We start from the raw sequence: 13061 nt of genomic DNA on the forward strand, positions 1-13061 counted from the left end.
AACGCCCCCTCTCCTAGCGCCCTCCCCCTTTTTTCTGCAACGCCCGTGTGAGGTTTTCCTGCGCCACGGCGTCCTCAGGTTTCAGCCGCACAGCTTCCTGGAACTGCGCAAGCGCCGCATCAAGATCTCCCTTTGCGAGGTACGCCTCGCCCAGGTTGCTGTACGCCTTCGCGTAGCCGGGGTGCACCGAGATGGCCGTCTTGAACTCGGCCACCGCCTCCTCCACCTTCCCGTTTCTGAGGAGCGCAAACCCCAAGTTGTTGCGCGCTTCGGCGAAGTTCGGTTTCCGTTTCAGCACGACCTGGTAGTAATCGATGGCGCGCCTGTCGTCCCCCTTCAGCAGGCAATCGACGGCGAGGTTGTTGTAGGCGGCGTCGAGATCGGGCTGCAGGGCAACGGCCGCCTCGTAGCAGCTGACGGCGGTGTCGATGTTCCCGGTCTCGTCGAAAAGCCTCCCCAGGTTGTACAGTGCGACCGGGTTGCGCGGGTTTATCTGCAGCGCCTTTTTGAGGTACTCCATCGCCTCCGGAACACGCCCCACCTTGGAGAGGGCGACGCCGTAGTGGTTGTTCGCCCTGGACTTCTCCGGCGACTTGGCGATCACGTCCCCCCAGAGGGTGAGCTGACTCTCCCACACCGTGTTTCGCTGCCAGGTAACCACGGCAAACACTACTACCAGGAGCGCCGCTCCCCCGGCGACGGCGCGCATTGGAAGGTTGCGGCATCCGAGCAGGAGGGCGGCGATGAGGGCGGTGAAGGCGCCCGCTGAGGGGAGGTAGACGCGGTGCTCGAAGATGACGTCCGCGATGGGTATCACGCTCGATTCGACGGAGAGGGTCAGGAAAAACCAGAGGATCCCGAAGGCGATCATCCTCCCCAGCCCCCCCTTCACCTGCCGGTCTTCGTCCAACTCATCTCCTTTTCCGAAACCGGAAACGGAGGAGGAGCGCAGTTGCACCACTGCGACCGCGCAGAGCCCCAGCAACAGTAGGAATGAGAAGAACACCTGTGGCGCGAACAGTGAGTGGTACACCGGGTAGTCGTAATCGAGGTTCTGGTTTACCGGGAGGACCAGCAGACGCAGGTAGGTCGCGATGACGCTGAACTGGGTGATCAGGTAATCGCCGCGCGAGATGTTGACCGTCTCGCGGCTGAGCTCGTTCACGTCCGAGAGGAGCTCCCCGAGAGGCTTTCCGGCCTTCAGCACGACGACAGCCGCAGCGAGAACGAAAAGTGCCGCCCCGGCGCCGAGAAGGAGGTTACGTTTCCGGCTGGGTTGGAAAAAGCAGAAGTCGTAGAGGAGCAGCGCTAGCGGCAGCGTCGCCGCCACCTCCTTGGTCTGTGCCGCGAGGAGTGCGAACAAAAGCGCCGCCGAGAAGTACACGAAGGGAACCAGCGGTTTTCTTTGCCCGTGCTCCCCGGCACCGCCCGGCGTAAGGAGCACCCTTCCCCGGGCGTAGCAGAACAGGGTCAGCAGGTAGAAAAGGGTGACCAGCGAGGCCAGCCGCTGCACGATGTAAGTCACCGCCTGCGTCTGCACCGGGTGGACCACGAAGAGAAGCGCGGCAAAAAGCGGCAGCAGTTCCAGGCTCCGGTGCACTTTTCCGGTCCCGAAGAAGGGGGTCCGCAGGGTCACCCGCAGCAGGAAGTAGAGCACCCACGCGTTAAGGACGTGGATGAAGATGTTGAAGAGGTGGTATCCGAAGGGATCAAGGGCGCCCCACCGGTAATTGAGGGCAAAGGTGAAGTACCCGACGACGCGGCGGGGATTGAACGCCCTCCCCTCGCCCCCGAAGAAACGGGAGAGGTCCCGGATGGTCTCGTTGTCTATGATGGAGGGGATGTCGTCGAGGACGAACGGGGAATGCAGGGTATTGCTGTAGGCGGCGATGCCCAGGAGCATCATCAGCAACAGGTGCACCGGGATGCGGAATCGGTGGTAAAGGGTTTCAGGGGCGGGATCAGCCGCACCGGCAAGCTTCTGCCTCTTCATATTCACCTCTACATATGCGCATTAAACAAGTTGGCGGAGTCTAACCTTTTTCCTCTCAAGTTGCAAGAAAATGCGCGAGGATAGGAGGTTTGGTGGGTCACGCTAAGGGCGCGAGGACCGGTTGTGAAATCAAGGGCGCCTGTCGTCGTGGCAGCTTGCGCGCTCGCGGAAGTTTTTGGTGTACGCGGTGGGTTCAGACGCTATAATTCAGCACGAGGTGCCCATTAAAATCATCGCGCCCACTTTCCAAGAAATGAGGTCATCACATGAGAATTGAGGTATCCGTCGCTAACCCGTTGCAATACGAGACTCCGGCGCTTGTCGTCGGATGTTTTGAGGATGAGCAGGACCAGTTGTTCCTCGATCTTGATGCCGCGCTCGGGGGGCTGCTCCAGCGCCTTGCGGAGAGCCGCGAGTTTTCCGGCAAGAAGGGGACGTCGCGCCTCATCCACACGCTGGGCAAGTTCCCCGCCGAACGGCTTTTGCTCGTAGGTTTGGGCAAGAAGAAGGAGCTTGGCAGGGAACGCCTGCGCCAGGCCGCCGGTAACGCGGTTCAGGCGCTGCGGGGCGCGCGTGTCGCCTCTTTTGGCAGCGCTCTGCATCGCGCCGGGGAGCTTCCCGACGGTGTCGAGGCGGTTGCCGTCGGCATGCTCTTGGGAAGCTACAGCTTCGATCTTTACAAGACCAAGGAGAAAGAGCAGCGCTTCAGTTTCGACACGGCGACCGTGCTGGTGGCGTCGGAAGCCGAGTTGGATGAGCAGCGACAGGCAGCGGGCCGTGCCGAGATCCTATGCGAGGCGGTGGCGCTTGCACGGGACCTCGTTTCCCACCCGGGGAACGTGGTGACCCCCGTCTACTTGGCCCATACCGCCCTGGGCTTGGCCGAGCGAAACGGGCTCGACTGCAGGATCTACGAGCTGGACGAGTTGGAGCAGATGGGGATGAACGCCCTCATCGGGGTCGGCAAGGGTGCGGCGATCGCGCCGCGCCTGATCGTGCTGCAATACCACGGCGGCAAGGGGCGCCCCACGGTCCTGGTCGGCAAAGGGATCACCTTCGACTCCGGCGGGATTTCCATAAAGCCCGGTGCCGGGATGGAGGCGATGAAGACCGACATGGCGGGCAGCGCCGCGGTACTCGGGACCATGGAGGCGGCCGCGCGGCTGAGGCTCCCCGTAAACCTGATCGGTATCATCCCGACCGCCGAGAACATGCCCGACGGCAACGCCTTCAAGCCGGGGGACGTCCTCACCTCCCTCTCCGGGACCACCATCGAGATCACCAACACCGACGCCGAAGGGCGCCTGATCCTCTGCGACGCGCTCCACTTCGCCCAGCAGTTCAAGCCTGCCGCCATGGTGGACCTCGCCACGCTCACGGGTGCCTGCGTGGTCGCACTGGGACACGAGGCGAGCGGGCTCATGGGTAACGACCAGCGCCTCATCGACGCCCTAAGGCGTGCCGGCGAGGAAAGCGGGGAAAGGGTATGGCAGCTTCCCCTTTGGGAGGAGTATGGCGAAGTGATGAAGAGCGACATCGCCGACCTCAAGAACTCCGGGAGCCGGGACGGCGGGAGCATCTCGGCGGGGTGGTTCCTGAAGCAGTTCGTGGGGGAGACCCGCTGGGCCCATCTGGACATAGCCGGCACCGCCTGGAACGACAAGCCCCGCCCCTACGCTCCCAAGGGAGCGACCGGGGTCGGCGTAAGGCTCCTGATCGAGTTTCTGCAAGCACGCTAAGCAAAGCAATGGGGCGCCCTGTCGGGCGCCCCCAGCCCAGCCCCAGCATCAAACAGTGCTCCGTCGGACCAGTCGGACATACCCGCCAAAATTGACATCCCCCTGCCCGCCGGGTAGCCTTTAAAAGTTTTTAACCATGGGGTCACAGAACCCAGCCAGGAGCCCCCATGTCGAAAACGATCTCGGTAATGACCTACAACGTCCATAGTTGCATCGGTACCGACGGAAAGCTCTCGCCACTGCGCATCGCCGAGGTGATCGACCAGTGCAATGCGGACATCGTCGCCCTGCAGGAGCTCGACGCGGGGCTGCAGCGCACCCAGATGATCGACCAGGCCCACCTCATCGCCATGACGCTGGAGATGTCCTTTCACTTCCACTCCTCGATCCACCTGCAGGAAGGGGGCTACGGCAACGCCATTCTGAGCCGTGGCAGCGTCCAACTGATCAAGGCGGCCCCCGTCCCCACCGACCCGCTGCACCCCTCCTTCGAACGGCGCGGCGCGATCTGGGCCCAGGTCGACCTGCGCGGCCACAGCGTGCAGGTCCTGGCCACCCATTTCGGGCTGAACCGGGGCGAGCGCGTCCGGCAGGCCCGCAGCATCACCGGCCACGAATGGCTCGACCACCCCGAGTGCCGTCATCCCGCCATCCTCTGCGGCGATTTCAACGCCATGGCCGGATCCCACGTCTATCGCCTGCTGACCCAACACATGCACGACGTCCAGCGCGGCGTGAAAGGGCGCTTCCCCAGAGGAACCTGGCCGTCGCAACTCCCCTTCATGCGCATCGACCACATGTTCGTCACCCGTGACCTCAAGGTGCGCGACGTTTCGGTCCCGAAAACCCCTCTCACCAGGGTCGCCTCCGATCATCTGCCGCTCGTGGTCACACTGGAGCTGCCATGAACATTTTGAAGCCGGGCCTGAACTGCATGGGTATCTACGACGCGGACGAGACGGGGGTCCTGGTCGACGCCGAGGACTACTACCGCGCCTTCTACCATACGGCCCTTGCCGCCCGGAGCTATCTCCTTATGGCGGGGTGGCAGTTCGATTCGGAGGTGCGCCTGCTGCGCGGAGCGGATGAACATGACGCGCTCGGTGGAGGAAGATTCCTGCGCTTTCTCGATCGGCTGTGCGAACGGAATCCCGACCTGCAGGTCTACATCCTCGCCTGGGACTTCAGTGCCGTTTTCTCGCTCGAGCGGGAGTGGTTCCAGGGCATCATCTTCAACTGGACCACCAACAAGAGGATCCACTTCCGCTTCGACAGCTGCCACGCACCCGGGGCGACACACCACCAGAAGTTCGTCATCGCCGACGGGGCCCTCGCCTACCTGGGTGGCATGGACATCTGTTCCTCGCGCTGGGACGACCGCTACCACATGAAGGAAAACCCGGAGCGCATCGACGTCGACGGCCACCGGTACGGTTCCTACCACGACATCCAGACCTACCATACCGGACCGGTGGTGCAGGTGCTACTCGACCTGTTCCGGCAGCGCTGGCGCGACTCCGGAGCCGGTGAGCTGAAACTGCCAGAGGCCGGAACCCTCGTCCCGACCGTCCCGTCCGGGGCGTTCAAAATGCCGACGGCGAAGGTGGCCATAAGCCGGACGGCGGCCCCCACCCCGCTCACCACGCCCCCGGAGATCCAGGAGATCCGCCGTCTCTTCGTGGACGCCATCATGTCGGCACAAAGCCTCATCTACCTGGAAAACCAGTATTTCAGCTCGCAGGCTATCTTCTGGTCGCTGGTCGCACGCATGAGCATGCCGGAGCGCCCACGCCTGCAGATCATCCTGATGCTCCCGGACCGGCTCCCGCTCACCGAGGAGCTCTTCCTCGGCCTGCCCCAGATCCGCATGATCCGGTCACTGCAGCGGGTGGCGGAGAAGACCGGCCACACGCTGAGCGTCTACTCTTCCGCCCAGGCGGACCACGACGTAAGGCAGATGACCTTCATCCACAGCAAGCTCCTCCTGATCGACGACCGCTTCCTCACCATCGGGTCCGCGAATGCCACCAACCGCAGCATGGGTCTCGATACCGAGTTGAACGTCGCATGGGAGGCATCGCTCGCTCCATGCCATGAAGAGCTGGTCCACGCGATCCGTGTCCTGCGCTCATCGCTGCTGGCCGAGCATGCCGGCCTCTTCGGCTGCGGTAAGGAGAGAAAATTCGAGGAGATGGAACAGCTGACCGCGCATCTCGAATCCCTTGCCGACGACGACGAAGCGAGGCTTTGCCGGTACCAGCCGGATCCGACCTTTGAAAACAGCGAGCTCCCCGAAGCGCTGGAGCCAATCGCCCGCGTCGTCGACCCGGCGCAACCGGTCGACAACGAGTTCATCTTCGAGAGCTTCACAAATTCCGAACTGGGTTCCTTCGCAAGGGGTATATTTAAGTTAAGCCAGATGATCATCCGGCTTTGAAAAACCCGAGCAAGGAGGACACCAACATGGCAGAGAAAACGACTAAGACAGGTATCGAGATTGACGATCACGCATGCGATGTCAGGGTCTGGAGTCCCTCCTGTCAACGCAACGTCTACTCGAATGACAGCGAGAAATATCTCTGCGCCTCGTGCGGTACGATTTCAGATCTCAAACACGAGATGCATCACGAACACTTCCCTCACCTAAGCGGCGATACCGACGAAATGAGCTGAGGGCAAAAAAAAGACAGGGGCGAAAGTATCGCCCCTGCCGTTTGTCTAACTACGTGCACTTTACTGTTCAGCGCGGCAACCCAGGGCCCTCTCCCGGCCCCACCGATTCCACCCGCGGCACCACCCCTTGGAAAAGCAGCCCTGCCACCTCCTGCACCTCTTCCGCAGTTACCGCCGAAATCGCCTCCAAAGAGAGTTCGATCGGTTCCGGCGCACCCAGAAGCGAGGTCGTGTTGGAAATCCTGCGCACCTGGGTCTCGCAGTCGTCAAGCGCCATGAGGCGCGCGCAGCGGATCTGCTCCTTGGCGGCCGCCAGCATTTCCTCGCTCACCTTTTCGTCGCAAAAGCGCAGCACCTCGCCGTGGCAGACGTCCACCGCCTCTTGGGCCCGCTCCGGACCGGTCCCCGCATAGATCATGAGGCCTGCCGAGTCGGTGTAGGACGACATCATGGAATAAACGGTGTAGGCAAGCCCCCTGCGTTCGCGCACCTCGCGGAAAAGGCGCGAGTTCATGCCGCTGCCAAGGATCTGGTTCAGGACGGCAAGCTTATGGCGATGCTCGTTCCCCGCAGGAGGAAGCGGATATCCCATGTAGAAATGGGTCTGCTCCATGGTGCGCTGGTAGTGCACGTTCTGCCCGACGGCCACGCGGTACCCTTCCGAAGGCTTCTTACCTTTCGGGGTGCCGGTCGGAAGCTCCGCCAGAAGGCGCGCCGCCTGCTCCACGACCTCATCGTGCTCGACGTTTCCTGCCACGGAAACGATGGTCGCGTTGCTCAGGTAGTTTCTGAGCTTATGCTCCATCAGGCGCTCGCGCGAAATGTTCCCGATGGTCTCCGCGGTCCCGAGGATCGGCGTCCCGAGCGGGTGTCCCTGCCAGAACCCCTGATGGAACTGGTTGTAGATGAAGCGACCCGGGTTGTCCTGGTTCATCAGGATTTCCTGCAGCACGACGCCGCGCTCCTTCTCCACCTCATCCCCCGGGAGCCAGGAGTTGACGAACATGTCGGCCAGGATGTCGAAGGTCGCCGGGATGATGGAGGCGAGGGAAACGGCGTAGTAGAAGACCTCCTCCTGGCTCGTGTAGGCGTTGGCTCGGGCTCCGATGCTGTTGAACTCGTCGGTGATGCGGTCCGCGTCGCGGCTCGGAGTCCCTTTGAAGAGCAGGTGCTCTATGAAGTGCGAGGCGCCTCCGGTCTCCGGTTCTTCATTTCTGGTGCTGGAGTCGATCCGGATGCCGACGGCGGCGCTTTGCATACCCTGTATCTGCTGCGTAACCACGCGTATGCCGTTGGGCAGCGTGGTGAGTTGAAGCTTGGGGGCGGTCGAAAGGGTAAACATAAAGGCTCCTTAAGCTTGCGGAATATTTGGTTTTCACTGGCAGCAATTATAACACGCAGGCTGTCGGGAAAACAGGTGGACAAAAAAAAGACGCCTGCCGATGAAACGACAGGCGCCTTTGCCGCGTTTAAAACCTTCTGACGGACTACTTGAACTCGGCGTAACGCGAGAGGACGAAGGCACGATCCTTCGCGTCCTTCTCGTGGCAACCGAAGCAGTCGCGCTTGCCGTCGAGCCCGGAAGGCTTGCCGTCGGGGGTGAAGCCTACGAAACGCCAGCCGCCGGTCTCCTTGGCCTTCTTGTCACGCTGCATCATGACGATCATGGTCTTCTTGCCCGGCACCTGCTTGCCGCCTTCCTCCTTTATGGAGTAGTTGACGGCGACGAAACGGCTGCCGTCGGGGTAGTTGGCTGCACCCGACTTGTAGGCGGGCATCGCCTTTTTGTTCACGTAGATGTAGTGGATGCCGTAGAACATGGACTTCTTGTCGGTGATCACCCTCGCCTTGCTTTTTTCCCAGTTCTCATAGTTCCTGGGAAGGGTCCCCTGTTCAGCAGCAAAGGCAGCGCCTGTTACGCCTACCAGGGCGGCAAGAGCCAGCAAAGAAATCATTTTTTTCATTGTCGTGCCTCCGATTGATGAGAAAGTTGGTCCGTTTTCGAACATCGAGGTCCGAGCGCGGGCCCTAAAGAGATACCACGCCGTGGCGACGCTATCAAAGGTTGTATTAAATTAAGTTCACGGAAAGACGGTCCGGCTGGAGGTGCCCGACGCGGCCGGCGACCAGGGATAATCCGCCAGGTGGTCGGCAAGCTCGTCCTTGTGATAGCGATCAACCTTCTGAGCCAGGAGCACCAGGGTCATCACGACCGGCAGGGTGAAGATGAAGATCCCGGTCAGCCCCATCAGGTTCTCACCGATATAGAAGGTGACACCCAGGTTGAAGACGATCACGCAAAGGTAGAGAAACGGCCCGTAAAGCGAGCGGAACGGGGCGGCGACAACGCCTGCCGGGCGCCGCTTCGCGCTCCCCACACGGTCGATCCGCTGCAGGACGAAGATGAGGGCGGCACTCACGAGCCACCATCCCCAGTAGTTGGACATCGGGATGCCGAAATGGGTCCCCACCTCGCGATACCCGTAGATCCTCCCCAGAAACCAGCGGTTCCCCTGCAGTGCCACCGGGTCGGTGATGATGTCCAAAAAGACCTGGAACAGCGAGCCTAAAAGCAGCACAGGGAAAGAGCGGCGCAGGCGTGCCGTCTCGAGGAGCACGAGGTCTCCCTTTAAGCGCTTTACCGGCCCAAGGACCAGAAGTGCCGTGGCGTAGCTGCAGTAGGTGAGGAAAACGTAGGAGAGCGAGTCGAAGAAAGGGACGCCCGCGATCCAGAGCTCACGGTCGCGCGTCACGTCCACGTAGTAGTACCAGCCGTAGGGAAAGCCCGTGTTGATCGAGGAATACTCGGAGGCGAAGGCGACCAGGTAGCCGCAGACGGTGAACCACGCCGTCTTCTTCCACCCGAGGTGCAGCACGGCGGTGACGAGGTAGACGGCGAAAAAAGCGAAGACGTAGGGACGCATGGTGAAGGTCCCCACCGCGATGTCGAGGATGTGGGTCATACCGGCGGGTCTCCGATGTAGTAGCGATCTTGAGGCTGCGATACGGACAGCGAAAAAGCATCGCCCCCTCCCCCGCCTGCGGGTCGAAACCCGAAATGGAGGGGGAGGGGGCAGTAGATGGAGCTAAAGCGTTACACCTTTAGAAAAGCGTCCCGACGATGGTGCCTAAGACAGAGATGGGGCCGGTGTCGCCGAGCCCTTCCATGGCGCGTTCCGCCTTCTTGAGCGTTGCCGTGGTGTCGCGGTAGAGCTGGTCCTCGTTGACAAGCTTCCCGATGGTCCCCTGGCCGGAGTTGATCTTCTGGGTGATCTCCTTCACGTTTTTCGACGCGTCGCGCAGGTCGTTGTAGAGGGAGTCGTCGTGCACCAGCTTGCCCATGGTCCCTTCGCCCTTGTTGATCTTCGCGGTGATCTCCCGGACGTCCTTCATGCTCGCGTTCAGGTCCTGGGTGCCGCTTCTGAGATCCTTGATGAGGGCGGAGGCGTCGGTGTACACGGTGTCGTCGTTGACGAGCTTGCCCAAGGTACCCTCGCCGCGCTCGATCTTGCCGGCGACTACCTTCAGGCTGGACACGGCGCTGCTCGCGTCGTCGAAGAGCTGGCGGTCGTTCAAAAGCATGGCGAGCGACCCTTCGCCGCGATCCATCTTGCCGGTGATGCTGCTGATGTTGGCGATCGCCTCCTTCAGGTTGCCGCGGTTGTCGTCCAGGATGCCGCTGATCTTTTGCATCACCTCGTCCTGGTTCTTGTTCAGGTTGTTGACCAGGACCTTGGTGTCCTTGATTACGGCGGAAAGGTCGTCGACGATGATGTCGATGTTGGCGACGTCCTTTCCTCTCACCGTTCCCCCCTCCGGAAGCAGCGGCGCGTTCGGGGAACCGAAGGAGAGACCGAGGAACTGGCCGCCCAGAAGGTTCGTGAGCCTCAGGCCGGCGACGGTGTCGGTCTTGATGCGGGTACCGGGTTTCACCTCAAAATCGATCTCGATCTTGTCGTTCAGCACCACGATGTCCTTGATGCGACCGACGTCGACGCCCGCCAGGCGGACCGGGTCGCCCACCTTGAGGCCGGTGATGCTGGTGAGGTAGGTCTTGTACTTGACGTTCTTCTCGAACGGGTTCCACTTCTCCCCCACCTCCAGGAGTACGCCCAGGATGATGAGACCGAACACGAAGAACATGCCGACCTTTTTCTCGACTGACAGAGCCATATATCTCTACCTCCGGAACAAAGGAAAAACAGTTACATAAGGAGCCTGGTCAGGACGTAGTCGGCGACCAGGATCAGCATGAAAGATAGAACTACGGACCGCGTGGTGGACTGACCGATCCCCCTGGCGCCGCCTGAGGTGGCGAAGCCGACATAGCAGCATACCAGGGCGATGATCGCGCCAAAGACCATGGACTTGGTGAGGCCGATGCCGATCTCCTTCATCTTAAGGGCAGCGGTCAGGCTGTCGTAGTAGGTGGCGTAGGAGACGAAGATCTGCGGGTGCAGGTTGCTGATGAGCGCCCCCCCGACGATGCCGATCAGGTCGCCGTACAGAACCAGTGCCGGGACACAGATGATGCAGGCGATGAAGCGCGGCATGGCCAGGTAGCGCACCGGGTCGATGTCGAGCGTCTTCAGCGCATCGATCTCCTCGTACACCGTCATGACGCCGAGTTCCGCTGCCATGGCGGAACCGCAGCGCCCGGCGACCAGGAAGCTCGTCATGACCGGGCCGAGTTCACGCACCATGGAGTGCCCGACGATGGCCCCTATGATGTTCTGCCCGCCGTACTTCTGCAATTCGACGCCGGTCTGCAGTGCGAGCACCATCCCCACGAAGAAGGCCATTACCGACGCGACAGGGAGGGTGTCCCAGCCGATCACCGCCATCTGGGTCAGGATGCTCGGGATGTTGCGGGGCGCCTCCCGCACGAAGTAGATGATCTTCCCCTGGAGGATGGCCATCTCCCCCAGCACCTGGTGAAAGTAGAGGACCTTCTTGCCTAAGCGTTCAAAAACTTGCGTCACTTATCACCCCATTTGGGTCCGAAGGGAAGCCAGAAGAGATTCACCCCCTCCTGACCGCCGTCGCGCTTCAGGCTGATCAGTCCCTTCAGAAGTTTCAGCTCGCGCTCCTTTGCCGTCCTGCGGTAGGAGATCAGCGGGAAGAGTTCGTAGGCGAGGTCATCGCCGCGCCGCTCGTGCCAGAACAGGTTCCACAAAACACTGGAGGTGGAGTTACCCGCCTCGTCCCACCGCCTTTGATAAAGGCGCCAAAGCGGTGCCCATTCCTTTTCGATCCCGTCCTTGTCGAGGATCGGCTCGAGCAGAGCGGGGAACGAGAACGAGGAGACGCCGTCGGTGTTCTTCCGGTAGAGATAAAGCGGCCACAGTGTGTTACGGCGCCGCTGGTTTCCGTCTTTGGGCCAGTACTCGCGGTTGTCACGGTACAGGAAAAAGAGTACCCGGTCCTGCTCCTGGCCGAATATGTCCGATTTCAGTTCCTCGTGCTTGTACAGCGGCCACATGTACCAGGTCTTCTCCCCTTCCGGGTAGCTCTCATGGGAGTAGAAGGGAAGGAAGGAGTCGCCGTTTTTCTTCTCGCCACGGACCTTGGTGATGAAGGGCCAGAAGTAATCCACTTCCTCTACCTTCTTACCGCGGTCCTCGGTGTAGCCGAAGAAGGGCCACAGGTAGCTGCGCGAGGTCCTCTTGGGAGAGTCGGTCGAGGCGTACAGCGGGAAGATGAACTTCTTCTCGGTCGGGTTGTCGGTGTTGAGCCCGGTCCTTTCGGACGTGTAAAAGGGCCAGAGCACGAAGCGCTTCTCGTACACCCCGGTCTTGTGCGACTGACCGTAGAGCGGGAAGACGTCGAAGCCCGACTCGTTCTCGCCCGAAGTGGTTGCGAAGATGGGCCAGAGGTAGTGCCTCGTCGTGGTCCCCTTCTTCACGGTGCTGCCGTAAAGCGGGAAAAGGACGAAGTGATACTCGTCACGCCAGAAACGCTCGTAGAGGTCGCCGTAAATCGGGAACAGGGCGCGGTACGGTCCGTACTTCTTCGACTCCCCGGAGACGTAGAACGGAAACAGCATGGTCGACGATTCGCGCTGCGGTTCCGCTTCCTCTTTCCGGAAGGTGGAGGTCCTGAAGAGTTGCAGCACCTCGGCGTTCCCGGCCTCAGGTGTATTCTCACTCGACGCCACGGGATAGAGGTAGTACGTGGAACTTGCCTTCTCCCTGGTATTGCTGGTCCGGTAGAACAGCGGCCTCAGGGCCAGGTCGCGGTTGTCCCCGCTTTTCTGGTACTTGAAAAGGGGCCCGAGAATCGAGAGGTTGCTGTAGCCCTCGCGGGGGCTCTCGCGGTAGTCCACCAGGGGCCACAGGGTGAAGATGGTCCCTTCCTCCTGCTTAGCCTCCTGCTTAGCCTCCTGCTTAGCCTCCTGCTTAGCTTCCTGCTTAGCTTCCTGCTTAGCTTCCTGCTTAGCTTCCTGCTTAGCTTCCTGCTTAGCTTCCTGCTTAGCTTCCTGCTTAGCTTCCTGCTCGGCGTGCCCTGGCGCTGAGAGCAGCAGCAAGGCCAGCAACGCAGTTATGGACGTGACGGAGCGTGTCATGAACCTCTTTGGACCACCTTGATTGAAGATACAAGGTCGGATAGTAACTGCTGCAATTACGCTGAGTCAACCAAAATGTATTATTGAGTAC

The 13061-nt window shown here is 61.1% G+C and carries 11 protein-coding genes; 4 read left to right on the forward strand and 7 right to left on the reverse strand.

Features of this window, described 5'->3' with window-relative positions; translation table 11 throughout:
* Positions 1 to 13: 13 nt before the first annotated feature.
* Positions 14 to 1993 carry a tetratricopeptide repeat protein gene (locus E8L22_RS14145; protein ID WP_136525775.1) on the reverse strand — a complete coding sequence of 660 codons (1980 nt, stop codon included), beginning with the start codon at positions 1991 to 1993 and terminating at the stop codon, positions 14 to 16.
* 266 nt (positions 1994 to 2259) lie between these two features.
* On the opposite strand from E8L22_RS14145, the gene E8L22_RS14150 reads away from it, so the two are divergent.
* The 4 genes from E8L22_RS14150 to E8L22_RS14165 all read left to right on the forward strand — a co-directional run bounded on the left by E8L22_RS14150 (position 2260) and on the right by E8L22_RS14165 (position 6405).
* Entirely contained in the window at positions 2260 to 3732 is a 1473-nt protein-coding gene (locus tag E8L22_RS14150; protein ID WP_136525776.1) for a leucyl aminopeptidase, read from the forward strand.
* A 167-nt stretch (positions 3733 to 3899) separates the two neighbouring features.
* Positions 3900 to 4640, forward strand: a complete 741-nt coding sequence (locus E8L22_RS14155; RefSeq protein ID WP_136525777.1) for an endonuclease/exonuclease/phosphatase family protein — start codon at positions 3900 to 3902, stop codon at positions 4638 to 4640.
* A complete protein-coding gene (locus E8L22_RS14160) occupies positions 4637 to 6169 on the forward strand; it encodes a phospholipase D-like domain-containing protein (protein ID WP_136525778.1) in 1533 nt (510 codons plus the stop codon). The genes E8L22_RS14155 and E8L22_RS14160 overlap by 4 nt, the downstream gene beginning before the upstream one ends.
* A gap of 26 nt (positions 6170 to 6195) precedes the next feature.
* A complete protein-coding gene (locus E8L22_RS14165) occupies positions 6196 to 6405 on the forward strand; it encodes a hypothetical protein (protein WP_136525779.1) in 210 nt (69 codons plus the stop codon).
* A 67-nt stretch (positions 6406 to 6472) separates the two neighbouring features.
* Here the strand turns inward: E8L22_RS14165 and E8L22_RS14170 are convergent, their stop codons facing one another.
* The 6 genes from E8L22_RS14170 to E8L22_RS14195 all read right to left on the reverse strand — a co-directional run bounded on the left by E8L22_RS14170 (position 6473) and on the right by E8L22_RS14195 (position 12970).
* Positions 6473 to 7747 carry a M16 family metallopeptidase gene (locus tag E8L22_RS14170; RefSeq protein ID WP_136525780.1) on the reverse strand — a complete coding sequence of 425 codons (1275 nt, stop codon included), beginning with the start codon at positions 7745 to 7747 and terminating at the stop codon, positions 6473 to 6475.
* 145 nt (positions 7748 to 7892) lie between these two features.
* Positions 7893 to 8369: a cytochrome P460 family protein gene (locus tag E8L22_RS14175; protein WP_135871485.1), complete on the reverse strand. Its 477-nt coding sequence runs from the start codon at positions 8367 to 8369 to the stop codon at positions 7893 to 7895.
* Between the two features lie 117 nt (positions 8370 to 8486).
* A complete protein-coding gene (locus E8L22_RS14180) occupies positions 8487 to 9368 on the reverse strand; it encodes a carotenoid biosynthesis protein (RefSeq protein WP_136525781.1) in 882 nt (293 codons plus the stop codon).
* A gap of 139 nt (positions 9369 to 9507) precedes the next feature.
* The gene (locus E8L22_RS14185; protein WP_136525782.1) at positions 9508 to 10578 is read right to left on the reverse strand and encodes an MlaD family protein; all 1071 of its coding nucleotides are present in this window, start codon (positions 10576 to 10578) and stop codon (positions 9508 to 9510) included.
* A gap of 32 nt (positions 10579 to 10610) precedes the next feature.
* On the reverse strand, positions 10611 to 11387 hold the full coding sequence (locus E8L22_RS14190) for an MlaE family ABC transporter permease (RefSeq protein WP_198420162.1): 777 nt from the start codon (positions 11385 to 11387) through the stop codon (positions 10611 to 10613).
* Complete coding sequence (locus tag E8L22_RS14195; RefSeq protein ID WP_246044650.1) at positions 11384 to 12970, reverse strand: hypothetical protein; 1587 nt, start codon at positions 12968 to 12970, stop codon at positions 11384 to 11386. Before E8L22_RS14195 ends, E8L22_RS14190 begins: the two co-directional genes overlap by 4 nt.
* Positions 12971 to 13061 lie beyond the last annotated feature (91 nt).

The sequence above is a fragment of the Geomonas ferrireducens genome (genome assembly GCF_004917065.1).
GTDB lineage: Bacteria > Desulfobacterota > Desulfuromonadia > Geobacterales > Geobacteraceae > Geomonas > Geomonas ferrireducens.